The sequence below is a fragment of the Streptomyces albiflavescens genome, assembly GCF_014645835.1.
GTDB classification, from domain to species: domain Bacteria; phylum Actinomycetota; class Actinomycetes; order Streptomycetales; family Streptomycetaceae; genus Streptomyces; species Streptomyces albiflavescens.
Map to the genome: position 1 here is coordinate 84,720 of NZ_BMMM01000014.1, position 25,659 is coordinate 110,378.

The 25,659-nt window shown below is 70.5% G+C and carries 19 protein-coding genes; 8 read left to right on the plus strand and 11 right to left on the minus strand.

What is annotated here, in order from left to right:
• Positions 1 to 20 precede the first annotated feature (20 nt).
• From IEY95_RS32770 to IEY95_RS32795, 6 genes are all read right to left on the minus strand, one after another.
• On the minus strand, positions 21 to 1,310 hold the full coding sequence (locus IEY95_RS32770; RefSeq protein ID WP_189189809.1) for a DUF4032 domain-containing protein: 1,290 nt from the start codon (positions 1,308 to 1,310) through the stop codon (positions 21 to 23).
• A gap of 72 nt (positions 1,311 to 1,382) precedes the next feature.
• A complete protein-coding gene (locus tag IEY95_RS32775) occupies positions 1,383 to 2,207 on the minus strand; it encodes an amidohydrolase family protein (protein WP_189189810.1) in 825 nt (274 codons plus the stop codon).
• A gap of 72 nt (positions 2,208 to 2,279) precedes the next feature.
• On the minus strand, positions 2,280 to 3,086 hold the full coding sequence (locus tag IEY95_RS32780; protein ID WP_189189811.1) for an N-formylglutamate amidohydrolase: 807 nt from the start codon (positions 3,084 to 3,086) through the stop codon (positions 2,280 to 2,282).
• 57 nt (positions 3,087 to 3,143) lie between these two features.
• The gene (locus IEY95_RS32785) at positions 3,144 to 3,596 is read right to left on the minus strand and encodes a cyclic nucleotide-binding domain-containing protein (protein ID WP_189189812.1); all 453 of its coding nucleotides are present in this window, start codon (positions 3,594 to 3,596) and stop codon (positions 3,144 to 3,146) included.
• Between the two features lie 245 nt (positions 3,597 to 3,841).
• Entirely contained in the window at positions 3,842 to 4,645 is an 804-nt protein-coding gene (locus IEY95_RS32790) for a VOC family protein (protein ID WP_189189813.1), read from the minus strand.
• A 196-nt stretch (positions 4,646 to 4,841) separates the two neighbouring features.
• Entirely contained in the window at positions 4,842 to 5,057 is a 216-nt protein-coding gene (locus IEY95_RS32795) for a DUF4177 domain-containing protein (RefSeq protein WP_189189814.1), read from the minus strand.
• A gap of 220 nt (positions 5,058 to 5,277) precedes the next feature.
• On the opposite strand from IEY95_RS32795, the gene IEY95_RS49430 reads away from it, so the two are divergent.
• Positions 5,278 to 6,870, plus strand: coding sequence for an aminotransferase class V-fold PLP-dependent enzyme (locus IEY95_RS49430; RefSeq protein WP_229703538.1), 1,593 nt, complete (start codon positions 5,278 to 5,280; stop codon positions 6,868 to 6,870).
• Positions 6,871 to 7,031: 161 nt separating this feature from the next.
• Here IEY95_RS49430 and IEY95_RS32810 read toward each other — a convergent pair whose 3' ends face one another.
• Entirely contained in the window at positions 7,032 to 8,741 is a 1,710-nt protein-coding gene (locus IEY95_RS32810) for an ATP-binding cassette domain-containing protein (protein WP_229703516.1), read from the minus strand.
• Between the two features lie 165 nt (positions 8,742 to 8,906).
• Here IEY95_RS32810 and IEY95_RS32815 point away from each other — a divergent pair, with 165 nt between their 5' ends.
• From IEY95_RS32815 to IEY95_RS32825, 3 genes are all read left to right on the plus strand, one after another.
• On the plus strand, positions 8,907 to 9,599 hold the full coding sequence (locus IEY95_RS32815) for a DUF6629 family protein (protein WP_189189815.1): 693 nt from the start codon (positions 8,907 to 8,909) through the stop codon (positions 9,597 to 9,599).
• Between the two features lie 72 nt (positions 9,600 to 9,671).
• Positions 9,672 to 10,370: a response regulator gene (locus tag IEY95_RS32820; RefSeq protein ID WP_189189816.1), complete on the plus strand. Its 699-nt coding sequence runs from the start codon at positions 9,672 to 9,674 to the stop codon at positions 10,368 to 10,370.
• On the plus strand, positions 10,367 to 12,211 hold the full coding sequence (locus tag IEY95_RS32825) for a sensor histidine kinase (protein WP_189189817.1): 1,845 nt from the start codon (positions 10,367 to 10,369) through the stop codon (positions 12,209 to 12,211). The genes IEY95_RS32820 and IEY95_RS32825 overlap by 4 nt, the downstream gene beginning before the upstream one ends.
• A gap of 214 nt (positions 12,212 to 12,425) precedes the next feature.
• Here IEY95_RS32825 and IEY95_RS32830 read toward each other — a convergent pair whose 3' ends face one another.
• Together IEY95_RS32830 and IEY95_RS32835 are read right to left on the minus strand one after the other, a co-directional pair.
• On the minus strand, positions 12,426 to 14,327 hold the full coding sequence (locus IEY95_RS32830) for an AMP-dependent synthetase/ligase (protein WP_189189818.1): 1,902 nt from the start codon (positions 14,325 to 14,327) through the stop codon (positions 12,426 to 12,428).
• A 353-nt stretch (positions 14,328 to 14,680) separates the two neighbouring features.
• Positions 14,681 to 15,130 carry a hypothetical protein gene (locus tag IEY95_RS32835; protein ID WP_189189819.1) on the minus strand — a complete coding sequence of 150 codons (450 nt, stop codon included), beginning with the start codon at positions 15,128 to 15,130 and terminating at the stop codon, positions 14,681 to 14,683.
• Positions 15,131 to 15,440: 310 nt separating this feature from the next.
• Between IEY95_RS32835 and sthA the strand changes: the two genes are divergently transcribed.
• From sthA to IEY95_RS32850, 3 genes are all read left to right on the plus strand, one after another.
• Positions 15,441 to 16,844 (plus strand): Si-specific NAD(P)(+) transhydrogenase, encoded by a 1,404-nt coding sequence (gene sthA / locus IEY95_RS32840; RefSeq protein ID WP_229703517.1) that lies wholly within the window; start codon positions 15,441 to 15,443, stop codon positions 16,842 to 16,844.
• 94 nt (positions 16,845 to 16,938) lie between these two features.
• On the plus strand, positions 16,939 to 17,385 hold the full coding sequence (locus IEY95_RS32845; RefSeq protein ID WP_189189820.1) for a MarR family winged helix-turn-helix transcriptional regulator: 447 nt from the start codon (positions 16,939 to 16,941) through the stop codon (positions 17,383 to 17,385).
• Between the two features lie 40 nt (positions 17,386 to 17,425).
• The gene (locus IEY95_RS32850) at positions 17,426 to 18,685 is read left to right on the plus strand and encodes an epoxide hydrolase family protein (RefSeq protein WP_189189821.1); all 1,260 of its coding nucleotides are present in this window, start codon (positions 17,426 to 17,428) and stop codon (positions 18,683 to 18,685) included.
• A 13-nt stretch (positions 18,686 to 18,698) separates the two neighbouring features.
• Here the strand turns inward: IEY95_RS32850 and IEY95_RS32855 are convergent, their stop codons facing one another.
• Together IEY95_RS32855 and IEY95_RS32860 are read right to left on the minus strand one after the other, a co-directional pair.
• Positions 18,699 to 19,718: an LLM class flavin-dependent oxidoreductase gene (locus IEY95_RS32855; protein ID WP_189189822.1), complete on the minus strand. Its 1,020-nt coding sequence runs from the start codon at positions 19,716 to 19,718 to the stop codon at positions 18,699 to 18,701.
• Positions 19,719 to 20,142: 424 nt separating this feature from the next.
• Positions 20,143 to 22,929: an alpha/beta hydrolase family protein gene (locus IEY95_RS32860; RefSeq protein WP_189189823.1), complete on the minus strand. Its 2,787-nt coding sequence runs from the start codon at positions 22,927 to 22,929 to the stop codon at positions 20,143 to 20,145.
• Between the two features lie 565 nt (positions 22,930 to 23,494).
• Here IEY95_RS32860 and fusA point away from each other — a divergent pair.
• Positions 23,495 to 25,594: an elongation factor G gene (fusA, locus tag IEY95_RS32865; RefSeq protein ID WP_189189824.1), complete on the plus strand. Its 2,100-nt coding sequence runs from the start codon at positions 23,495 to 23,497 to the stop codon at positions 25,592 to 25,594.
• Positions 25,595 to 25,659: the final 65 nt, after the last annotated feature.

The following is a 25,659-nucleotide window of genomic DNA, read 5'->3' on the forward strand; positions in this document are numbered from 1 at the left end:
TTTGCTCAGGAACCGGGTACTCACGCGGGCGGCGCGGGGGCGTCCGCCCGTGGTGGCAGGGCGTCGCGGACCTTGGGGAGGATGTTCGCGACGTAGTCCTCGACGGCCGTGTCCAGGCCGATGTCGTGCTGTGCGCGCTCGGACAGGAACCAGCGGTGTTCGAGGAGCTCGTGGTACAGCTCGGCCGGGTCCATGGAACCGCGCAGGTCCGGCGGCACGGCCCGGACGGTCGGCCGGAACACGTCCCGCACCCACCGGTGGGCCAGTACCTCCGGGCGGGCGGCCTGGGGGTGTCCCCCGCTCGAGCGGAGCCGAGAGCCTGGGGGAGGGGCATCGGGCGCGTAGTCGTCCTGGGTGGCCATCCAGCTCTCCAGGTCGTTCAGGAGCCGTCGGGCCTGGTTCTCCTCGGTGTCCAGTCCCGTCAGCCGCAGCAGCTGGCGCTGATGGTGGCCCGCGTCGACGACCTTGGGCACGAAGGTGACGGTGTCGCCGCCCGCGGAGTGCGCTATCTGCATCTCGGCGACGTCGAAGCCGAGGTCGTTGAGCCGGCGTATGCGGCGGTCGATGTAGTGGTACTTGCCTGCCGGATACACGGAGGTGCGGGTCAGCTCCTCCCACAGCGTCCGGTAGCGCGCGCAGATCTCCCTGCCGAATTCGATCGGGTCCACGGAGGGGTGCAGGGCTCCGGCGGCCTCCAGGTCCAGCAGCTCGCCGCTGATGTTGACCCGGGCGAGATCGAGGTCGTACTCGCGCTGTCCGTTGCTGAGTTGGGGATGCAGATCCCCGGTCTCGGCGTCCACCAGGTACGCCGCGTACGCCCCGGCGTCACGCCGGAACAGCGTGTTGGACAGTGAGCAGTCGCCCCATGCGAACCCCGCCAGATGCAGCCGCACCAGCAGCACGGCCAGCGCGTCCATCAGCCGGTGCATGGTGGCCGGCCGCATCGTCGTCTCGAACATGGAGCGGTAGGGCAGGGAGCCGCCCAGGTGCCGGGTGATCAGTACGGGCTCCAGCGGTGCGCCCTGCGCGTCGGTGCGCCCCGTCACCACGGCGAGCGGATCGACCGCGGGGATGCCGAGCCGGTCCAGGCTGCGCAGCAGCTCGTACTCGCGCACGGCGGGCCGCTCGGCGAGCTCCTTGACGGCCACCACCTCGTCCCCGGCGCGCGCATAGCGGACCACATGCCGCGAGATGCCGCGCGGCAGCGGCACCAGGTGGTGCTCGGGCCACTCCTCCAAGGGCAGCTGCCAGGGCAGTTCGAGCAGGAGCGCGGGGTGCTCCGGATTGGTTGCGCTGATCTGCAAAGCCATGGCTGAGCTGCCCTCACCTCAGGGTCGATCGTTGTCCGGACCCCGGGGTCGACCGACGTCCGGCTCAAGCATCTACGAATGATCCGCGAGGTGGAAGACGCGGTGGGCGTTGCCCGACAGGAACAACTCGGTGGTTTCCTCGTCCAGGCGCAGGTCGGCGAGGTGTTCCAGCGCCCGAGCCGGCGTGATCATGGGGTAGTTGGTGCCGAAGAGAACCTTCCGCCGTCCCCTGCCGCGCAGATACTCCACCAGCTCGGGCGGGTAGCGGCGCGCGGTGTAGGCGCTGGTGTCGATGAAGACGTTCGCGTGCTTGTCGGCCACGGCGACCATCTCGGTGGTCCATGGATAGCCGATGTGCCCGCAGACGATGGTCAGTTCGGGGAAGTCGAGCGCGACCTGGTCGATGTACGGGATGGGCCGGCCGGTCTCGGAGGGGCGCAGCGGGCCGGTGTGCCCGACCTGGGTGCAGAAGGGGACGCCGAGTTCGACGCAGGCGGTGTACAGCGGGTAGTAGAGCCGGTCGGTGGGCGGCAGCTGCCACAGCCACGGCACGATCCTCAGCGCCACGAAGCCCAGTTCCTCGACGGCCCGCCGCAGCTCCCGTACGGCCGCGACCGGCTTGGTCAGATCGACGCCGGCGACGCCGCGCAGCCGTCCGTCGGACCGGTCGACGAACTCGGCGACCTCGTCGTTGCTGATGAGTGGCCCCTGCGGCCCGTACCAGGCCGCGGAAAGGCCGATCTCCACGTCGGCTGCCGCCAGCGCGGCGACCGTGGCCTTGACCGGCAGGGGTTCCTCCAGAAGTTCCATGCCCGTCCAGCGGCGCAGCGACTCGAACATCTCGTGGTTGGAGTGGCGGAGAGTGGGGTGCTGCATCCACGCGTCGACGACCGGCATGATCCCGTGCCTCCCTGAACCCATGGCTAAGCGTTTGCTTACCCGGATCCTAGGGGTGCCGGCGTCGCCCGGCTAGCCGTCCACGGCATCGACCAGAGCCGTCAGCGCCGAGACGAGGCGCGAGAACCCCGGGCCCGCCGGACCTCCAGGTTCGGTCATGTACGTGTCCCGACGGATCTCCACCATCAGGGCGGTCACCCCCGGCTCCCTCTCGTAGTACCGCAGCGGGATGTACGCCCCGGAGAACGGGCTGTCGATCCCCACACCCCCCAGGCCCGCGAACGCCTTCTCCGCGAGGGCGACCAGCTCGGGCGGTGTGTGAAAGGAGTCGGTCCCCACACAGATCGGCGGCCGCGGACCGTCGCCGTGCAGCTCGTACGGCAGCCGAGCCGTCGGGTACGAGTGGACGTCGACGATCACGGCCCGCCCGGTCGCGGCCAGCCGGTCGGCGACCGCCGCTGTCATCGCCCGTGCGTACGGGTGGAAGTAACGGTCGATCAGCGGCTGCGGATCGACCTTCGTGGGCCGGAGCAGTGCCCGGTGCGTCGTCCGCGTGTAGACCGCACCCATCCCCACGGCCAGCATCTCCTCCCGTTCGTCGGGGAACCGCTCGGGGTCGACCACCAGCCGGGACAGTCGGTTGACGAACCGCCACGGCGTGACCACGGCGTCCTTGGCCACGGCCGCGGCGAGCTCCGCGGTGTGCGCGTCCGTGATGTGGTCCAACTCGTTCTCCAGCGCCGCGTCGTCCAGGAGGATTCCCTCGCGCACCGGCGCGGGCATCCGCCGCGAGGAGTGCGGGACATGCACGATCACGGGCGAGTGGGCCGCGCCGGGCAGGAGTTCGAAGGAATCCAGGGCATCCAGGGTGTCGTCCATACGAGATTCCTATCCCAGCCGGGCGTGCGCGTGCGCATGCCCGGGGGGGACCTGTCGTCATCTGCCACCGCCGTGGCGTGCGTAGTGCTCGATCAGCGCTGCTCGGGTCGTTTCGAGCCGGTGGGCCAGGATGGCACCGATCGTCCGGGTCAGGGACAGCTCGAGCGTCGGATCCGCGTCGAAGAGGGTCCGTACCTGCGCGGCGTCGAACTCGTAGGCGCGTACGGGGCTGAAGGCCTCGGCGCCGAAGTCCCAGGTGTGGGGCCGGAACAACCATGACCAGCCGAGCAGATCACCGGGCCCCAGCGTCGCGACGGAGATGCGTCTGTTCGCGATGACCTGCTGGTAGAGCGAGACGGTGCCGGATCGGATCACCCAGAAACGGTCCGCGACCCCTCCTGCCTCGAAGATCCTTCCGTCCGCGGGGAACGAGACCTCGCGGGCCACGCTCATCAGCCGTTCGCGATGGTCGGGGGAGAGGGCGGGCAGGAGCCGGAGAGGAGTGGGCATCGCGGACCTCCATCGCGCCGCCTGGGGACCGCGGGTCTCGGCGGCGCCTGTCGTGCCGGTTGTATCCCGTCACCCTCTATTGGAGCCCGATCCGCGGATTCCGTCGCGTCGTGGGCGGGGCGACTTCGTCCGCCGGGCCCGTGTGCACGGGCCATGGCCACCGCCGAGCGGCCATCCACACCGGTCCGCGAGGTCCCGTCTCGACCACGGCGCCGAGGGGCGCGCCGGCAGCCGGGTCTGTTGGACTATGCACCGATCTTGGAGGTGACGGTGAAGTGCGCCCCGTCGGGGTCGCTGAGGACCGCCTCCGTCGAGCCGACCCCCTGTTGGTGGGCCGTGCCGCCGTGCGCCCGCGCGGCCCGGGCGCAGGCCTCCACGTCGGAAACCGCGAAGTGGATCTGCCAGTGCGGTCGAATGGTCGGATCGGGCGCCGCTTCCACCGCGCCCGAGTGGATCCGGGCGACGATGTCCCCGTGGCTGCGCAGTACGACCTCGTTCTCCTCGTAGTCGACCTGACAGCATCCGGGGGTCGCGGACGCCCAGCCCAGGACCTCGCCGTAGAAGATGGCCGCGTCGAAGGCGTCGCGGGTGTGCAGCCGTACGAAGGCCGGTGCCGCGCGGCGCCATGCCTCCCAGCCGGACACCAGCTCGCCCTCCCAGATACCGAACACCGCGCCGTCCCGGTCGGCCAGCAGCGCCGCCCGCCCGGGCGCGAACGAGATCGGCCCCACCGCGGTCGTACCGCCGCGTTCCTGGCTGCGCGAGACCGTCTCGTCCGCGCTGGCCACGGCGAAGTAGGGAATCCACGCGACGGCCGTCTTCGCGACGAAGTCCACCTCGGAGACGCCCGCGACGGGGACTCCGTTCACGCGCGCGATCCGGTACTGATCGCCCATCCTGCGGCCCGAGTGCCACTGCCAGCCCAGGACGGCGGTGTAGAAGTCCTCCGCGGCCTTCAGATCGCGGGTGGACAGACTGACCCAGCACGGTGCGCCGCACACCGAGTGACTGGTGACGACCTCACTGCGAAGCGTTCCGTCGCTCTTCATCGCCGTACCGTCCTGACATCACTGGCCGGCAGCGGTCGGGGGCGGGTGCCAGGACTTCGGGGGGCCTCCGGGACCAACCCAGCCGTAAGAGGCCTCCCGGGCAGGAAGGCCTCCGACGGCATCAGTAGCACCTGCGGATCCGCTGTCCCATCAGCTCCAGCATCCCTCGCCTCGGCGCGGCGCGCACCACACGGGGCTATCGGCGCGGCCGCTCCAGCGTCAGAAGCAGCCCCTCGACCGCGCCGGGACCTATGCGGCCCTTGACGTCGGCGGAGGTGATCGCCTTCAGCGCCCACCCGTCCTCGGCGTGCTTGTTCAGGACCTTCTCCAGCTTGTCGCTGTCCAGTGCGTCGCCGATCAGCGACTCCCGGAAGGTGACGACCTTGTACTCGTACGTGTAGGGGCTGCTCATGGCTGTGACGCTCTCCTGCGGTTCGATTGGCGTGGCCGCGCCCACCCAATCACTCATCGGGGCCGCGGCACAGGGGAGGGGCCCGCCTGAGTCAGGGCTTTGTTGAGGCTTCAGCGATGGTTGGGAAGGCCTGTCGCTCGGACCGTGCGGGCAGATGATGAGGGTCGGTCGGCAGCCGGTCCGCCGAGTCGGAGGGGACCGGCCGGGCAGAGGGGGAATGTTGGGAAAGGCACAGACCACGGGCCACATAGGCGATGCCGGAGACAGCTCCGGCAGGGGCGGGGCCGTCGGCTTCGCCGAGTTGCGGGCGCGCGAGTTCGGCTACCTGGACGAGGGCGGGCACACCTACCTCGACCACACGGGCTCCGGACTGCCTCCGCGCTCGCTCGTCACGGGGAGTGCCGAGCGGATCACCGGCGGATTATTCGGCAACCCGCACTCGGAGAGCCCGGCCTCCCGCGCCTCGGGACGCCTGCTCGCCGAGGCCCGCCGGGCGGTCCTGCGGCACTTCACAGCCGATCCGGCCGAGTACGCCGTGATCTTCACCCCCAATGCGACGGGCGCGCTGCGCCTGGTCGGCGAGGCCTATCCGTTCGCGCGCGGCAGCAGACTGGTGATGTCGCTGGACAACCACAACTCGGTGAACGGGCTGCGCGAGTACGCGCGGGCCCGTGGAGCGGCGACGGCGTACGTGCCGCTGGACGGGCCCGGCCTGCAGATCGACGGGGGGCGACTGCGGGCAGCGCTGTCGGCGCGCGACAAGGGGTTCGGCCTGCTGCGGGGGCGCGACGGCGCAGGCTCGCGCGCACCGCGGGCGGGGCGTGTGGCCGGCGCACGCTTGCGGGGACTGACGGGAGGTCGTGCGGGCGGCGCGCGCCCGCAGGGACAAAGGCATGATGCCGACGCTCGCTCGCGCGGACTGCTGGCCTACCCGGCGCAGAGCAACTTCACCGGTGTCCAGCACCCCTTGGAGTGGATCGCCGAGGCCCAGGACCAGGGCTATGACGTCCTGCTGGACGCCGCCGCCTTCGTACCGACCAACACCCTGGACCTGGCCCGGTTCCACCCGGACTTCACTGTGGTCAGCTGGTACAAGGTCTTCGGCCACCCCACTGGCGTCGGCAGCCTGATCGCCCGCCGGGAGGCACTCGCGAAGCTGAGTCGGCCCTGGTTCTCGGGCGGCACGATCTACGCGGTCAGCGCCCAGGCGCAGTGGCACGTCCTCGCCGAGGACGAGGCGGCCTTCGAGGACGGCACGGTGAACTTCCTGTCCCTACCGGACGTGACCGCCGGGCTGGAGTGGATCGACCGCATCGGCATGGACCGCGTGCATGCCCATGTCACGGCGCTGACCGGCCAACTCCTGGCGGGCCTGCGGACATTGCGGCACAGCGACGGCTCCCCGATGGTCCGGGTGTACGGCCCCGAGGGCGGCGGCGGGGCGGCCCGCGGGGGCACGGTCGCGCTGAACCTGCTCGGCGCGGACGGCCGGATCGTCGACGAGCGGATCGTCACGCGCGACAGCGCCGCGCGCGGCATCTCGCTGCGCACCGGCTGCTTCTGCAACCCAGGGGCCGGGGAAGCGGCGTTCGCCCTGCCACTGAGCCGACTGCGCTCGGCCGCACGCAGGCAACTCGGCTCCCTGGAGGACTACTTGGAGCTGCTCCGGCTGCCGTCGGCGGGCGCCGTGCGCGTCTCGCTGGGACTGTCGTCGCAGCCCAGGGACATCGAGACGTTCCTGACGTTCGTGACGCAGACCTATCGGGACCGGGTGCCACGGGTGGTGGGGCTGGCCGCGCGGGTGGGCTGCTGAGACAGGAACCAGGAGGCGTCCATCGGCACAGACGTCGAAGACGCTTCGGCAGGGACTTTCAAGGCCCGCGGCCACGGCGGTCGGGGCCTTCGGCGGGGACTCCCTCGACCCATCGGCAGGATTCCTCCCAGACCCGGCGGCCGTGGCGGCCGGGCGGGCACTCAGCGCCCGTCCCGGCTCCGCACCGCCCCCTCCCGGCACTTGCGCACCAGGACCACCCACGTCACCGCCATGAAGACCAGCCCGAAGACCGCCAGGATCAGCCAGCCACGGCTCGCCGGATGACCGAACGAGTTCCCGTACGAGTCCAGCAGCGGCGGACCCAGCGGTGAGCCGCCCCCGCGCCACAGCGACTCCAGGCCGACTCCGCCGCCCAGCGCCTCGAACGCCCAACGGTTGGTCATCGCCCAGCTGATCGCCTGCCCTGCACCCGTCATCCGGGGCACCGGCACAAAGGCCCCCGAGAACAGCACCTGCGGGAAGCAGAGCAACGGCAGCATGAGCGTCGCCTGCCCGGGCTCGGACACGGCAGCCGACGCCAGCAGCCCCAGCGCCAGTGCGGCCGCCGAAGCCAGCACGCTCGACAGGAACAGCGAGCCGTAGGTGCCCCACCCCGCCGAGGGCAACCGGTCCAGAGCCCGCAGCACGACCAGCAGCAGCGCGTCCGCGACCGCGAGCACCGGGAGCATGGTGGTGAGTTTCGAGGCGACGTACGGCCCGATCCGCAGCCCCGCCAGCCATTCGCGACGCAGCACGGGAAGCTCGGTACAGATCTGCAGCAGCCCGTACGTCAGCCCGAAGAAGAACGCGCCGAACGCGATCCAGAACATGATCATCGCGGTCGATCCGGGGTCGGGCGCCGCACGATCGAACGCGCCGGCTCGGAACAGCACTGCGAACATCGCCACGATCATCACCGGCGAACCGGCCAGGACGGCGACCGAGAGCCGGTTGTGCAGCAGCAGCGCCGCGCTTCTGCGGGTCAGCAGCGCCCACTGGCGTACGGCACCGACGCGCTCCCTCGGCGGGGGAGTTGACGAGGGCCCCGCCGGGCGGAGCTCCGCTGCGGCGGCCTGAGGGACGCGTACGCCCTCGGCCACCGCCTCGTACACCTCCTCGACCGAGCCCGCCCCGAACGCCCCGCACAGGGCGTCCGGTTCACCGGCGAACGCGACCTCGCCGCCGGGGGCGAGGAACACGACCTGGTCGCAGCGGAGCAGATCGGCGAGGACATGAGTGGTGAGCACGACGGTCGTGCCGTCGTCGGCCAGCGCGCGCAGGGTCCGCAGCAGGGCTGCCCCGGTGACCGGGTCGAGCCCGGAGGTCGGCTCGTCGAGGAACAGCACGCGTGGCCGAGTGAGCAACTCGACCGCTATGGAGGCCCGTTTGCGCTCACCGCCGCTCAGCGCGCGCACGGGCGTCGCGGCCCGATGGGACAGTCCGAGGATCTCCAGGACCCGGTCCACACGCGCCGCGACGGTCTCGGCCGCAGTGCTCGGAGGCATGCGCAGGCCCGCCGCGTACACCAGCGTCCTGCGCAACGGAAGCTCACGGTGGATGATGTCCTCCTGCGGCACGTACCCGAACTCCGGCCCGGGCGGGCCGGGTTGAGCCCCGTCGTGCAGTACCTCGCCCGCGGCCGGCGCGCGGAGCCCCGCCAGCGTCTGCAGCAGAATCGTCTTGCCCGCCCCGCTGCTCCCGGCGATCACGGTGAGCCGCCCGGGATCGACGTCGAACGACACATCGCGCAGCACCCGGCCCGCCCCGCGCACCTGCTGGCTCACCCGACGCGCCTGTACGCGCAGGCCGTTGACCGGGGTGAGGGGGCCGTGTGCGGCAGCGGACGGGCTCGGGCGCATGGGAGTCGGCATGAGGGCAGCATGCCAGGGTGATGCTCCGCGTGACCCGTTGCGCGTGGGGAACGTGAGGAGCGACGTCCGGGAGGCTTTCGTGTCCACGACGGGCATCGCATCCGGGCGCCGTAGCGTTGTGCACCGTAAGGCGGGATCTCGTGACGGCGGACCCATGGTGACGCGATGTGTTGGAGTGCGACGGCCGATCTGGCAGCCGGTGCCGGTATCGCCGCTGTCGGGGTGGCCTGTGTGGCGCAGGTGCGCAGGGTGGGGGATCTCCCGCTGGCCGCACTGCCGTTGCTGCTCGGAGCCCACCAGATCGTCGAGTCCGTGGTCTGGGACTCGGGTGGAGGCGGCGGCCCCGCGACGGTGGCCTGGGCCGTGATCGCTCTTCCGCTGCTGGCGGTGTGGGTACCGGTGGGCGTGGTGTGCGCGGCGCCGCGGCACGCCCGGCGCCGGTTGGCGCTCCCTCTCGTGTCCGGCCTCGTGACCGCGGCGGCTCTCGCGTACGCCCTCGCCGCACGTCCCGTCACGGCCGAGATCCGCGGCCACACCCTGGGCTACGTCGTCCACCTGTCCCACGCGGAATGGCTCATCGCGGGCTACCTCCTGGCCACCGTCGGCGCGCTGTTGCTCTCGGGCGATCGCGGAATGCAGCTGCTCGGTCTGCTGGTCGTGGTGGGGGCGCTGATCTGCTGGGCGCTGTGGGAGCTGGAGTTCGTCTCGACGTGGTGCGCGTTCGCGGCGGTGTGCTCGGTGATTCTCTGGTGGTGGGTGCGCGGACGCCGGCGGGCAGGACCGGGCGCACGCGGTGATGGGCGCGAGAACAGGCCGGCGCACAGCGGTGAGGACCCCGAGTGTCGCAGGCGGATGTGAGGAAGGTGTCAGGGTGTGGCAAGCCCCTCGCACCCGCACTCCTCCCGGCCCGGGGCGCTTAGCATCGGCCCCGTGTGCGCATATGTGCTGGTCGCGGAGGACGACGAGAAGCAGGCGGAGCTGATACGCCGCTCACTGCTGAAGGAGGGACACACCGCAACCGTGGTCCACGACGGCGGGGCCGCTCTCGACGAGGCCCGCCGCCACCGGCCGGACCTGGTCGTCCTCGACCTGATGCTGCCGGTCGTCGACGGCTTCGGTGTGTGCCGGGTGCTGCGGCAGAGCGACGACATCCCCGTCGTCATGCTGACCGCCCGTTCCACCGAGGACGACATACTGCTCGGCCTGGAGCTCGGCGCGGACGACTACATGACCAAGCCGTACAGCCCGCGCGAGCTGATGGCCCGCATCCGCACCGTCCTGAGGCGCAGCGGACGCCCCGTCTCCGAACAGCGCGACGATCCGGTCGTACGAGCCGGCGGAATCGCGGTGGACCCGGCCCGGCACGCGGTGACATGCGACGACGCGCCCGTGGACTGCACGCCCGCGGAGTACGAGATCCTGCTGGCCATGGTCGCCGAACCCGAGCGGGTGTTCTCCCGTCGGCAGTTGCTGCACCGGACCCGGGGGATCGATCGGGCGTCGACCGAGCGGGCCATCGACGTGCACATCATGAACCTGCGCAAGAAGATCGAGGCGGACCCCCGCAGACCGGTCCGCCTGCTGACGGTCTTCGGCGTGGGATACAAGCTCAAGGGCGACCGGGCGTGAATCGCCGCATCCCCCTGCGTAAGCGCCTCCTGGTACGGCTGCTGATCACCTCCGTGCTCATCGCCCTGTGTTCCGTGACGGCGACCGCCTGGCTCGCCGTGCAGACCACCACTCGGGCCATCCAGGAGGAGCAGGGCCAGGTGCTCGCCGACGACATGGACATCCTCCGGCAGCTCAGCGGATACGCGGCCACCCATCCCGACTGGTCCGGCGTCGGCAAGACCCTGCGCACGCTGTCGGACAGGACCGGCCGGCGCATCGCGCTGACGACCCCCGAGCGCACGACGATCGCGGACTCCGCGGCCCGGAAGGCCGCCCTGCCGCCGCGTGCCGCCGCCACGGTCGACCCGCTGCACACCGACACCTTCACGGAGCCCGGAGCACAGCTCAGCGGCATCGATCCGCGTGCGGTGGGCCCCTACCGGCTGACGGCCGACGAACGACTGAGGGTGGCCAAGCTGGCCGTGGTGCGCCAGAAGTGTTTCGCACGCAACGGAATCGACATGGGTATCACGCGGACGCCCAGCGGCCGTTCCGTCCTCACGAACGCGGACGGGAGCACCGAGTCCGGCGATGTGCCGCTGGAGTGCGCGGACGGGCGGCTCTATTCCGTCACCCAGACGGAGGAGAAGGCCCTGGCGGCATTGACCGAGCGCGCCGACGCGTGCCTGATCCGCCATGGCGTACACCTCGGCTCGCCCCTGGGCATCGCGACCGACGCCACGGCCCTGACCATGAAGCTCCGCTTCCAGGGGGGAAAGATGCCGAGCGATGAGCGGGGCGCCACGTCCGCGACGGCGAACGCTTGCGTCGACAGCGCGCGCCGGGAACAGCTCGCCCCCTATGTCGCCCCTGCCGCCGAGCTGTTCCTGGGCACGGGGGACAGCGCCGTCCCGCGCTTCGACATGTCGACGGCCAACAAGGCCAAGGTCGTAGGCGTCGCCGGTCTCGTCCTCGCCCTCACCGTGGCCGTGACCGCGCTGGTCGCCACCCGGCTTGTACGCCCGCTGCGCGCACTGACGCAGGCCGCCCAGCAACCGCTGGAGCAGCACGTCCGCGTTCCCGTCACCACGCAGGACGAGACCGGCATCCTGGCCGTGGCGTTCAATGAGCTGACGGAGCGTCGCGAACGGATGGAGGCCCAGCGCAAGGCGATGGTCAGCGACATCGCCCATGAACTGCGCACCCCGCTCACCAACATCCGCGGCTGGCTGGAAGTGACCCGCGACGGCATCGTCGACCCCGACCCGGAACTGCTCGCCTCCCTGCACGACGAGGCGGTCGTCCTCCAGCGCGTCATCGACGACCTCCAGGACCTCGCGGCCGCTGACGCGGGCACCCTCGGGCTGCACCGCGAGGAGGTCCGCGCCGACGAACTGCTCGAACAGGTCGCCGCGGCCCACCGCGTCGGGGCGGAGGCGGCGGGCATCCGCCTGCTCACCTCGGCGGACGGCACGCCGTGGCTCGACGCGGACCCGGTGCGGATGCGGCAGGCACTCGGCAATCTGGTGTCCAACGCGATACTCCACACCCCGGCCGGCGGCACGATCACCCTCTCCGTCCGAGGCCGGGACGGTCAGGTGGTCTTCGAGGTGACCGACACCGGTATCGGTATCGCCCCGGAGGACCTGCCCAGCGTCTTCGACCGGTTCTGGCGGGCCGAGAAGTCCCGCAGCCGACGCACCGGCGGTAGCGGCCTGGGCCTTCCCATCGTCCGCCAACTGGTCGCCGCCCACGGTGGAACCGTCACGGTGGCCAGCGAACCCGGTGCGGGATCGGTCTTCACCCTGCGGCTACCCTGCACGACGGCTCCCGTTCCTTCTGCCGCCGAGGCCGACTGAACCGAGACCGCCGTATTCCCGCCGATCGTGGTGGCGCCGGTACCAGGACCAGCGGTCCTGCTCACGGGAGGGATCTGGTTGCGCCGACTCCCGGGGCGCAAGGTGTACGCATGAACATCATCACCAAGCAGCCGGACGTCAGGAGCCGCGTCACACCTCTGAGGTCGCTCCTGGGAGGCACATACGTCCCGCGCCGTGGCGGCATGCGACCGGTTCACCGGAATACGTCGTCCGAGTCCTCCCAGATCGAGGGCTCACTGGTCGAGTACTCCCGCGGGACCCGCGACGACGTCTGATACATCGCCTCGATCTCGGCGGCGAACCGCCGGACGATGGCGTCCCGACGCAGCTTCATCGAGGGCGTCAGCAGTCCATTGGCAAGATCGAAGGCCTCCGGGAGCACCCGGAACACCCGGATGGATTCCGAGCGGGACACGGTGCTGTTGGCCGCGGCGACCGCGCGCCTGACTTCCTCCCGCAATTCGTTCTCCTCGCGCGCGTCCCGGACCGGTGTTTCACCCTTGGCCCGGGATGCGCGCCAGTGCGCGACGAATTCGGGATCCAGAGTGATGAGGGCCCCCACACACGGGCGGTCGTCACCCACCACCACGGCTTGGTGGATGAGCGGGTGGACACGCAGACGCTCCTCAAGAGCCGCGGGAGCCACGCTCTTTCCGCCGCTCGTGATGACGATGTCCTTCTTGCGGCCGGTGATCGTCAGATATCCCTCGGAGTCCAGACGCCCAATGTCGCCCGTGGCCAGCCAACCGCCCAGGAACGAGGCTTCAGTGGCCTGTGCGTCGTTGATGTATCCCTGGAACACCGAGGGCCCCGACACGAAAATCTCCCCGTCGTCGGCCACATGAATGTCCGTACCCGGCAGCGCGCGTCCGACCGTACCGAACTTCTCACGCCCGACAGGCTGCGCGGTAATTCCTCCGCTGGTCTCGGTCAGCCCGTATCCGTCGTGCACGAGGATCCCGATTCCCGCGTAAAAAAGTGCGAGTTCACGATTCAGCGGCGAGCCGCCCGACACGGCGCCGCACACCCTTCCGCCCAGCGCGGCACGCAGCTTCTTGTACACGGTCTTCTCGTACAGGGAGTGCTGCAGCCGCAGGTCGAAGCCGGGACCCGGACCCCTGCCCAGCCGACGACGTTCTTCGGCCAGGGCGAAATCCTGCGCGGTGCGCACGGCACGCTCGAACAGCGTGCCACGGCCTGTCTGCTGGGCCGTCCGCAGGAAGTTCTTGTAGATCTTCTCGAAGACGAACGGAACGGCGTACAGGTAGGTCGGCCGGAAGGACAACAGGGCCGCCGAGAGCGCCTCTCCGCGCAGTTCGGGTTCGTGCCCCATCAGGATGCCGCCCCGCAGACAGAGCCCCTGGATCATCAGGCCGTACGCGTGGGAGAAAGGGAGGAACGCGAGGATGGCCGGCTGCTCTCCCGGCGGAGCCGCCACGTGCCTCCAGCCTTCGAGCAGTGTGTCGCAGGGGCTCGCCAGGTTGCGATGCGTCAGGGCGCAGCCCCTGGGCGGGCCCGTCGTGCCGGACGTGTAGGCGATGATCGCCGTCGAGTCGGGCAGCACGATCCGGCGGAGTGAGTCGACCGTCGTCGCCGGAATCGCCCGGCCCCGCTCGACGAGGTGCGCCAGCGCCCCGGTGTCCAACTGCCAGACGTGGCGCAGGAACGGGAGCGTGGCACAGGCGGAGCCGACCGTCATGACGCCCTGTTCGTCCTCGACCACCACGCCGACGCAGTGCGCGTCCTTCAGAATCCACGCCACCTGCTCGTGCGAGGAGGTCGGATAGATCGGAACGATCTCGGCGCCCACCGACCACAGCGCGTAGCAGAGCACGGTCCACTCGTAGCGCGTACGCGCCATGATGGCCACACGGTCACCCGGGCGGATGCCGGAGGTGACCAGCCCGCGCGCCAGATCTACCGCCTCGCCCCACAGCTCGGCGGCGGTCACCGGCGTCCAATCGGTGGTGGACGCGTCGAGGCGGCGCGCGACTTGTGGAAGGTCAGGTGTGTGGCGGGCCGCGTCGAAGAGACTGTCGGCGAGTCCCCCCTGCATCAGTGCGGTAGCCGGTGGAGAAAGTTCGGACTGGTGCATTCGCCGCTCCGGAATTCTCCTCAACGTGGCTTCACCCAGAGCCGCCGGTGTCGAGGATTCCTGAATGTAGCCCACACCGGCGACGGCCGTACACGATTTCCTGGCAGCTTGCCCACCGCTTGGATTCCGTTTCAGAACCGTTGTTTTCGGCACGCGCCCCGGCCGGATCATCGAGGCTCATGGCGTCGCCGAATCGTCGGCGAGTTCGGTCCGGCCGCGGGCTGACATCCGGCGGCCGAGGAGGGCTGGGGCGGCGACGGGGACGGGCGACAGGAGGAGCTCCCGTGACACATTCGGAGCCCGCAGTCGCGTGCCGTTCCGATGGCGCAGCCGGGGCCCGTGACCGTCGCCCATCACTCGGACAGACGGCGAATCGCCGAGAGCAGGCGGCGCATGCCCACCGCATGCCCGCCCGTCCCGATCACGAGCCGTCGATAGAGGTCGCTGGCCAGGCCGGGAAAGGTGGCTCGGGTCTCCGCCCGCAACCGCGATCGGGCCGGACCGACCTCGTCGAGACGGAAGATCAGTGCGTAGGACGAGAAACGATGACTCCCCTTGAGGACCAGCTCTCGTCCCGGGACCGCGGCCACCACCCGAAAACCGGGAATCGTGGAGTCCTCGGCGAGGGGCCTCGGCCCGGACGCCGTGCAGTGGGCGGAACCCACCAGCCGCGCGTAGCCGACGGCACGAGGGCGCGAAAAGGATCGGTCCAGCGCTTCGCCCAGACTGCGCCAGACCTCGTCGGTCCCCGCCGCGATGACCGTGGCGTGCTCATCGACGTACGGCAACGAAGCGATCTGCATCAAAGCCTCCGGCAGGTCCGACGACGGTCGGCGAACGCCCCTTGTGTGTCGTCGAGTTCGGCGACGAACGGAGCGACCGCGCTGGGCATGCTGCTCCCCTCCACGGCGTCGTTCGATATGCCGCTCACAGCCGATGATGCCACCGCCACCCGGTACGCCCCGGCGAGCGGGTCAGGCACCGCAGCTCGATCAATTCCGCTCAACGCGCCACCTGGGGCCACGCTTTGGAGCGGAGGCCGCTCCCACGCATCGCGAAAGATCCCCGGTTCACCCTATCGAGGGAAGGCCTCGGGCTGACAGACTCCGGGGCGTGCCCGACTTCGACATGCTCGTCATCGGATCCGGCCCGGGCGGCCAGAAAGCCGCTATCGCTGCGGCCAAGCTCGGCCGTCGGGTCGCCATTGTCGACCGCCCCGACATGGTCGGCGGGGTCTCCATCCACACCGGGACCATCCCTTCCAAGACCCTGCGTGAGGCGGTGCTGTATCTCACAGGTCTCACCCAACGGGATCTGTACGGCCAGAGTTACCGCCTCAAGGAGGACATCACCGTCGCCGATCTGACCGCGCGCACCGAGCACGTGGTCAGCCGCGAGGTCGATGTGATCCGCAGCCAGCTGTCGCGCAATCACGTCTCCCTCTTCGCGGGCACGGGCCGCTTCGTGGACGATCACACGATCGCCCTGCATGAAGCGAACGGCGATGAACGGCAGTTGAGCGCCGAGCACATCGTCATCGCCACCGGCACCCGGCCGGCCAGGCCCGCGGCCGTCGAGTTCGACGGGCGGACGATCATGGACTCGGACAACGTACTGAACCTGGAGCAGGTGCCGCGCTCCATGGTCATCGTCGGAGCCGGTGTGATCGGCATGGAGTACGCCTCCATGTTCGCCGCCCTCGGCAGCAAGATCACGGTGGTCGAGAAGCGGCCCGGGATGCTCGACTTCTGTGACGTCGAAGTGATCGAGTCGCTGAAGTACCACCTGCGGGATCTTGCCGTGACCTTCCGGTTCGGGGAGACCGTGGCCGCGGTCGAGCGACATTCCCGAGGCACGCTCACCATCCTGGAGAGCGGGAAGAAGATCCCCGCGGACGCCGTGATGTACTCGGCGGGCCGACAGGGTCTCACCGACGAACTCGATCTGGACAAGGCCGGCCTGTCCGCCGACCGGCGTGGCCGCATCACGGTCGACGAGCATTACCGCACCGAGGTGCCGCACATCTACGCCGTCGGCGACGTCATAGGCTTCCCCGCGCTGGCGGCGACCTCGATGGAGCAGGGCCGCACGGCGGCGTACCACGCCTGCGGCGAGCCGGTGAACCGGATGCACGACCTGCAGCCGATCGGCATCTACACCATCCCGGAAATCAGCTTCATCGGGCGGACCGAGGACCAACTCACCGAAGACTGCGTGCCGTTCGAGGTCGGCATCTCCCGCTATCGCGAACTGGCCAGGGGTCAGATCATCGGTGACTCGCACGGCATGCTCAAGCTCCTGGTCTCCCCCGAGGACCGCAAACTGCTGGGTGTCCACTGCTTCGGCACCGGCGCCACCGAACTCATCCACATCGGCCAGTCCGTCATGGGCTGCGGTGGCACGGTCGACTACCTGGTGGACGCCGTGTTCAACTACCCGACGCTCGCCGAGTCCTACAAGGTCGCCGCCCTGGACGCGACCAACAAGATCCGTCAGATCGACCGTCTCAAGGACTGATGTGTCACCGCCTCCCAGGGGAGGCGGGAGACCTGTCGGCCCCTCGTTATGCATTGCATAAGCGATTTAAATAAATCGGTGATACATTCCAGTCATGGCACCACCGAGCCGACAGGATCTCGACGCCACGGACCTCACCGCCGTGCTGGGAGAGTTCACCCGCAGGTCCATCCGACTCCCCGCGACCGAGAAGCACAGCTTCACCACGCTGTCGGTCCTGCACACGCTGGCCCACAAAGGCCCCATGCGGCTGACCACGCTGAAGGCGAGCGAGCAGATCACGCAGCCCGCCATCACCCAGCTCGTCACCCGGCTGGAACGTGATGGACTGGTGGAGCGACGCCCGGATCCCGAAGACGGCCGCGCGGTACTCGTCCAGGTGACCCCAGCCGGTGCCCAGGTGGTCCGCACCCGGCAGCAGGACCGCGTCCGCCGGTTCGGGCAGCTGCTCGAAGCCCTGACCCCCGAGGAGCGCCGCGCCATCGGCGCCGCCCTGCCCGCGCTCGCGCGGATGGCCGCGCTCATGGACACCGAGCGCTGATCGCCGGCGCGGCCGCTTCTCCCGACTTGGAAGGAACCTCATGGCAGCCACAGCGCGCTTCCCGCTGGAACCGGCGCCCCTCCACGTCCCCGACGCCGTCCTCGACGACCTCAAGGTGCGGCTACGGCTTACGAGATGGCCCGACGACGCGGGCAACGAGGACGGGTACTACGGCGTCAGCCGTCGCTACCTCCAGGAACTCGCCGACCACTGGCTCCATCACTACGACTGGCGCACGGCCGAAGCCGCGATCAACGCCTACGAGCACTACAAGGTGACCGTCCAGGGCGTTCCGATCCACTTCATGCGCAGGCCGGGCGTCGGCCCCGACCCCACGCCGCTCATCCTCACGCACGGCTGGCCCTGGACGTTCTGGCACTGGTCCAAGGTCGTCGACCCGCTCGCCGACCCGGCCGCGTTCGGCGGCGACCCGGCCGACGCCTTCGACGTCATCGTCCCGTCGCTTCCCGGCTTCGGCTTCTCCACCCCGCTGCCGGACCACCCCGACATGAACTTCTGGAAGGTCGCGGACCTCTGGCACGCCCTGATGACCGGAACGCTCGGCTACGAGAAGTACGCCGCCGGCGGCTGCGATGTCGGCGCCCTCGTCACCGGCCAGCTCGGCCACAAGTACGCCGGCGAACTGCACGGCATCCACATCGGCTCCGGCCTGAAGCTCACGTTCTTCAACGGCGACCGGGCCTGGGACCTCAGCGGCGGCCGGCCGATCCCCGAGGGCCTGCCCGAGCCCGTACACCGTCAACTGGTCGCCTACGAGCGGCGCTTCGCCGTCCACCTGGCCGCCCACGTCCTCGCCCCGAGCACCCTCGCCCACGGGCTCTCCGACTCACCGGTCGGGCTGCTCGCCTGGATCCTCGAACGCTGGGCGAACTGGAGCGACCATCACGGCGACGTGGAAAGCGTCTTCTCCAAGGACGACCTCCTCACCCACGCGACGATCTTCTGGGTGAACAACGCCATCGGAACCTCGATGCGCTACTACGCCAACGCCAACCGCTATCCCTGGACCCCCTCCCACGACCGCCGCCCGGTCGTCGAAGCACCCACCGGCATCACCTTCGTCGGCTACGAGAACCCACCCGGCGTCACCGGCACCGAACAGCGCCTGCAGAACTGGCTCGCCAGTGACCGCGCCGACTGGTACAACCACGTCAACCTCACCGCCCACGACAGCGGCGGCCACTTCATCCCCTGGGAAACCCCGGACGCCTGGGTCGACGACCTGCGCCGCACCTTCCGCAACCGACGCCACACCACGCCGCCGCGCGGCCAGACGTGAGCGACACCGGTGTTCAGACGGCCGGTCGCCAGCCAAGTGCCGGGCCGAGCCGGGTGGCGATGTCGGTGAGGATCTGGACGTAGTCGGCGTGGTCGAAGGTGAAAGGCAGCGCGAACGCGACCTCGTCGACTTCCCGGAACGCGACCTGGGAGTAGAGACGCTCGGCGATCTGGTCGGCAGTTCCGACGAGATCGGGCGCGAACATCATGCGCGCGGGTCCCTGAGGCGTAGCGGTACGCGGCAGCCGCTGCCGGGCGTACTCCTCGTACTTCGCTCGCTGCTCCGGCGAGGCGCTGTCCGTGGGGATCACGACGAGTCCCTGGGAGACGCGGGCGCGATCGCCGTCGGGATGGTGGGCGCGGAAGGCCCGTACGTGTGAGAGCTGGACCTCGGCGAAGTCCTCGGCCTCCTCCGCCTTCACGACGCTGCTGGTCAAGAAGTTCATCCCGTGCTCCCCGGCCCACTGCGCCGACCGCAGGCTCGCGCCGCCGTACCACATGCGGCGGCCCAGGCCGGGGGAGTGCGGCTGGACGCGGTCGGAGAACACCTCGAAGCCCTCGATCCCGCTGAAGTCGGTGGCCGGCTTGCCGCGTACGAAGTCCAGCAGCCGTTCCACACGGTCGTAGTCGAAGCTCTCGACGTCGCCGGTATCGGGATAGAGGGCGTGCTTGACCTGCTCGTAGTGCATGGGCGGGCCGACGCTGACACCCGGATTGAGGCGGCCTGCGGACAGGATGTCGACGGTGGCGAGGTCTTCGGCCAGCCGCAGTGGATTCTCCCAGCCGACCGGGATGACCGCGGTGCCCAGTTCGATGCGGCTGGTGCGCTGTGTGGCAGCTGCCAGGACGGCGACCGGGGAGGAGATGCCGTATTGGAGATGGCGGTGGCGCACCCACGCGCTGTCGAAGCCGAGCCGTTCACCCAGTTCGATGATCTCGAGTGTCGATGCGTGGCCGCGACCGGGGTTGTCCCGGTCGAACAGCCCGATGGTCAGGAAGCCCAGCTTCCGCAAGGGGTTCGAGGGCAGTGGCACAAGCTCCTCCATCGTCCGCGGCAAGTCGAACACCAGCGCTGGTTGAATTGTCGCAGGCGATCAGCGGGCGTCGAACCGGGAGGGCTTTCGCGCAGCGCCACCGTCTCGCTGGGGGCGGGACCGCTGTCGCTGGTGCGGCAGGGGAGCGGAGGCAACCACCGCGTGCCGGCGCCGGCGGATCAGGGCAGGGCGGCCCGGCGGAGAGAGGTCGCGGCCTGACGCGGGCGGAGCCGCTCGTGCGCCGGCCGGCGAATGCGTCCACTGCATCGCGAACCATGCGCGGAGATCCATCAGAAACCCCCTAGGGCTCGGGAAGCGCGTCGACCAGCCGCAGGAACGTGCTCCGGCCGAAAGCGGACCGTCCGGAAATGACGCCGACCGGGCCCTTCGCTCGGGGCCCGGTCGACGCGGGGTGCGGGCGGACCTACGAAGCGTCGCGCACCTTGCCGGTGAACACCGGCCCGTCGTGCGGCTCACCGGAGTCGTCGTAGACGGTCTCCTGGAGGCGCACCGCCTCCTCCGGCTCGGTCAGGGCGTCCGTGACGGTGGGGATGGTCAGCTCGGTGCTCGACCGGCCGGCGGGGACGGTGGCGTAGAGGGAGAGACCCTGCACCGCGGACAGCGGCCGCGACGGCCGTGGCGCCTCGCCGGAGTTCTCCAGCAGCCACTGGGGGTCGACATCGGTGGTCGACAGTTCGGCGCCGCCGGTCACCGGCAGGACGCTGAAGGAGGCCTCGATGTCCGTGTCCGCCACCGCGGAGAGGGACACCCGCCAGGTCAGGCTCTGGCCTTCGGTGACCTGGTCGGCGACCGGCGTCACCTTGATGGTGGGCATCGGGTCGTCGTTCCGCACGGTGACGCCGCCGCGATGGGCGCCGACCACCGCGCCGTGGACCGCCTTCACGAAGACGTCGTGCGCCACGTCGTATCCGAAACGGGTATTGCCCCGCACCCGGACCGGTACGTCGATGCTCTGGCTCCCGGGCCGCACCGTCACCTCACGCACCGTGGCCTGGTCCGATGCCGGATCGGCGACGAACAGGCGGATGGTGCCGCTGCCGTGCCCGGAGACCCGCACCGGTACGTGGTAGGTGCGGACTCCGGTGTCGCCCTCCTTGACCGCCAGCCGGCCGATGTCGACGCGGGGCAGAACGGCGGGTCGGACCGTCGCCATGCCGGGGCGCCAGCCCCAGGCGTCCATCAGCCAGGCCTGTCCGGACCGGCTGCGCGGGGTCAGTTCCAGGGCCGTCACCCGGTGTAGATCGACTCCGGCGCGGGCGGCGGCGGCCAGCGGTACGCGGACCTCCTGCCCCCAGAAGGAGGCGGTGCGCTCGGTTCCGGGCAGACCGTCGAGGTGGACGCGCCCCAGAGTGGCCCGGCGGCCGGCAGCGTCGGCGAGGGTCACGTCGAGCTGGGTGTCCTTGCTGTTCGGTGGCACGATCACGCGCAGTGCCAGGGCCTCGGCGCCGTCGACGGAGACGGCCCGCGTCGGCCGTACGCGCATCGCGGAGCCGGGAGCCGTCCAGCGCAGCGCGACGGCGCGTCGGCCCGGCTCCTTCGACGTCTCCCACTGGGCGAAGTGCGGAGAGCCGCCACGCGCGTGGGAGCTCAGGCAGGCCGCGTCCGCGTCGGTGTCCACCTCCGCGCACAGCCGGCCGCCGTCCACGGCGACCGGGCCGTCCGGCAGGAACGCCGGCGTCCGGCGTGCGCCGACCGCGTGGGTGAGCACCCGCGCGGGGTCGGCCGAGGGCGCGCGCCGGTTCGAGCCGTCCAGCAGCGGACGCGCCCGGTCGTCGCCCGCGACGAACAGCCGCGCCGCGGCGGCGATGTACGTCGCACCGGCGGCCTGTTGCTGACGGGCCGTCAGCCTGGTCGCGGTGCCCGGCGAGCACACCCGGTCCGGCTGGTCCCCGGCCCAGAAGTCGTCCTCCGCCGGGGCCTGGGCCTGTCCCGGAGTCCACTCGCTGTTGAAGAAGTTGTGGTTGGCGCCGATCACGTACACGGCGCTGTGCAGGGCGGCGCCGCGGCTTACACCGCGTGTGCCGTCCACATACATTTCGCCCTGCAGATCGGAGACGTCGCCGTCGCAGCCGGGCAGGATCGTCATCGACGGTACGTCGGGAGTCGGGTTCTGCCCGAAGATGGTCGGGCCGATGAGGACGGTGCCGCGGATGTGCCAGCGCACCGGGCCCCGGTAGCCGTCCTGGTCGGCCGGCGGGGCGTACAGGCTGTCCATGGCAGCCCTGTTCACGCCTTCGCCGCCTCGCGAGTGGCCGACGAGCAGGACGCGCGAGAGATCGGCCGGAGCCGAGGCCCGTACGATCCGGGGCGCCGAGGCCGGGTGGGCCGCCCAGTCCGCCCAGCGGGCCAAGTGCTGCCGCACCAGCGACGATCGGGCCTGTGCACCGCCGTCCTCCGCGGCGTAGTCCTGACCGTTGATGCCGTTGGCGGCGATGGACACGGTCACATATCCCTGCGAGGCCAGCAGTTTCTGGTCGCGCAGATAGCCCCGGTGACTGGGGATCGGTTTCGAACCCGTGGGGCAGGGCCACTCGCCGGTCACGTCATCGCCGTGCCCCGTGAAGCAGGTGGCGTGACGGCCGTGCAGGAACAGCGCCAGCGGGCGGGGCCCGGGGGCGTCGGTGGGCGCGACCACGACCGCACGCATCTCCACGGGTGCGGAAAATCCTGGCAGCCGCACCGAGTTGAGCGTGTACTCGCCGGTGACCGTCCGGTAGGAACCTGGCTTTCCGGGGTCAACCGCGTTGGCAGGAAGCGGGGTTGGCGGTGGGGCAGCGACCCCCGGTCGTCGGCTCGGCCGGTTCTCGTCGGCTGCTGCCGCGTCCAGACGGCGTTGACCGGTCAGGGCTCGAAGGTCGGTCAACTCCCCGAGCCGTACGCCGTGCAGCGCGAGCCGGAACGTACGGCCGTCGTGCCCGCCGACCGGCCGGCCCAGGAACCGGTCGCCGGCGTAGAACTCGACGCCGGAGTCGCTCACCGGCACCGGATCGTCCGAACGCCAGACCAGTTGTCTCGCCGCCCCCTCTCCGGTGATCTGCCAGCCCGGCGGAAGCTCTCCGCCGGAATCCGCGACCGGCGCGGACAGCGCCGATCCGGCTGTCACCAGCTGCGCATGGGCCAATCCAGGCGATCCCGCGACCACTGCGAACAACGCAGCGGCGGCGATCCCTATTCGCCGGACTCGGATCAAGGTTCTTCTCCTTCGGTCGGCATGCTCCCCGTGTGCTCCGCAGAGATCCCGGAGCACTCCCCGTCCCACGAGGACGGCAGCCGAGTCCGAGGGGTTGCCTGACGCCACACGCGTATCTCCGCTTCAACTGCCGCAGGATCACTGCTTGCCGGGGGTGCCCGCGTCGGCAGGGCGGTACGACGCGGCAGCCGGGCCCCGGAGGAAAATGCGATGCCCCACCCGCGCGGGATTTCCTACACTCGCCACGAACCGCACGCCGCAACGACATCGCGGCGCGCGCCGTGACGAGTGAGGGGAGCCGGGCCGTGCGTTACCGCACCGCTGTCGTCGTCCCCCCGTCGCGCTACGAGGTGATCCTCGTGTCTTCGTATGCCCGGTGCCGGCTGCGCGGCCGGAACCGGATGCCCGTGACGAACTCCTGACCTCTGCCTGCTCGGTATCGCATCGGTCGCCCGCGTGCGTTGCGACGCCGTGCGCTGCCCACGAGGTCTCGCGCCGCCTGAACACAGGCCTGTCGTCCGGGAATTGCGCCGCCCTTTCCGTATCACCCGAAAGGCCATGGGCCGTGCGTACCGACCTGAACCGTCACCTCACCAGTCCGCTGACCGCCGTCCGCAACCTGGGCATCCTCGCCCACGTCGACGCCGGCAAGACCACCGTCACCGAGCGGATCCTCTACCTCACCGGGACCACCCACAAGCGTGGTGAGGTCCACAACGGCACCACCGTCACCGACTTCGACCCCCAGGAGCGCGATCGTGGGATCACCATCTTCGCCGCGGCCGTGAGTTGCGCCTGGGACGGCCACCGGATCAACCTGATCGACACGCCGGGCCACGTCGACTTCTCCGACGAGGTGGAGCGCTCGTTGCGGGTCCTCGACGGTGCGATCGCGGTGTTCGACGCCGTGGCCGGCGTCGAGCCGCAGAGCGAGTCGGTGTGGCGGCGGGCCGACCGGCACGGCGTGCCGAGGATCGCCTTCGTCAACAAGCTGGACCGCGCCGGTGCCGACCTCGACACCGCGGTCGAGTCGATTCGCGAGCGGCTCCATCCGGCCCCGCTCGTCGTCCAGTTGCCGATCGGCACCGAAGACGGTTTCAGCGGCGTGGTGGATCTGCTGCGCATGCGGTCCTTGGTCTGGGCGGACGGCAGCGACACGGTCGAGGAGGGGCCGGTACCGGAAGGTCTGCGGGAAGAAGCGCACCGGCGGCGCAGGCTGCTGGAGGAAGCGGTGGCGGAACTCCACCCGGTCGCGCTGGAGGAGTTCTGCGACCGTTCCACGGTCTCCGCGGCGACGCTGACCTCCGCGCTGCGCGACCTGACCCGTACCGGTGAGGGCGTGGTGGTGCTGTGCGGTTCGGCCTACCGCAACCGCGGGATCGAGCCGCTGCTGGAGGCCGTCGTGGCCTATCTGCCCTCGCCGCTCGACGTGCCGGCCGTGCGCGGCACCGACAGCGGCGCGGCGCAGGAACGGCTCGCCGACTCGGAGGCACCGTTCGCGGGGCTGGTGTTCAAGGTGAACGCGACGGCCACCGGGCGGCTGACGTATGTGCGGGTGTACTCGGGAACGATCGACAAGGGAGAGGCGGTGTTGGACGTGGGCGCGAGGCGCACGGAACGCATCAGCCGGATTCTGCGCGTCCAGGCGGACCGGTACGCGGAGTTGGACCGGGCGGTGGCCGGTGACATCGTCGCGCTGGTCGGCCCGAAGTCTGCTCGTGCCGGGGCGACCCTGTGCGCACCCGCGGCTCCTTTGCTGCTCGAACCGCCGGTCGTCGCCGATCCGGTCGTCTCCGTGGCCGTCGAGGCCCGCCGGAGCATCGATACCGACCGCCTGGTGTCGGCATTGGCACGTCTGCGAGAGGAGGATCCTTCGCTGACGGTCCGGACGGATTCCGAGACCGGCCAGACGGTGCTGTCGGGGATGGGCGAGCTGCACTTGGAGGTGGCCGTGGAGAAGATCCGGCGTGCCCAGGGGCTGGAGGTCGCCGTCGGCCGGCCGAGGGTGGCCTACCGGGAGACGGTGACGCGAAGGGTGTCGGGGCTGGTGTACCGGCACGTCAAGCAGGAAGGGGGTGCCGGTCAGTTCGCCCATGTCGTCCTCGATGTGGAGCCGCTGGAGGCCGACCCGAGCGGCGTCGAGGGGAGCGCGACGGGCTTCGAGTTCCGCTCGAGCGTCGTCGGTGGCAGGGTGCCGCAGGAGTACGTCCGCGCGGTGGAGGCAGGCTGCCGGGACGCGCTCGCCGAGGGACCGATCGGCGGCCACCCGGTGACCGGGCTGCGCGTCACGCTGACCGATGGGGCGACCCATCCGAAGGACTCCTCGGAGATGGCGTTCCGCACGGCCGGCCGACTGGGGCTCCGCGAGGCACTGCGCGCCGGCGCGATGGAGCTCCTGGAACCGGTCGTCGAAGTCACCGTCACCGTGCCCGACGACGCCGTGGGTGGCGTGCTCGGCGACCTGGCGGCACGGCGCGGCCGGGTCTCCGGCTCGCTTACGCGAGTGGGCGCGGCGGTGATCACGGCCACCGTGCCACTGGTCGAACTGTTCGGCTACGCCACGCGCTTGCGCAGCCGGACTCAGGGCCGGGGAGTCTTCACGACCCGCCCCACCGGCTACGCTCCGGCACCGTCCAGGTCATCCGACGGGATGGCGTCCCAGTAGCCCCGAGGGCGACCCGAGTCCGATGGCCGGCCCCGCCCGAACCCGGGCGGGGCCGGCCCGCCGGC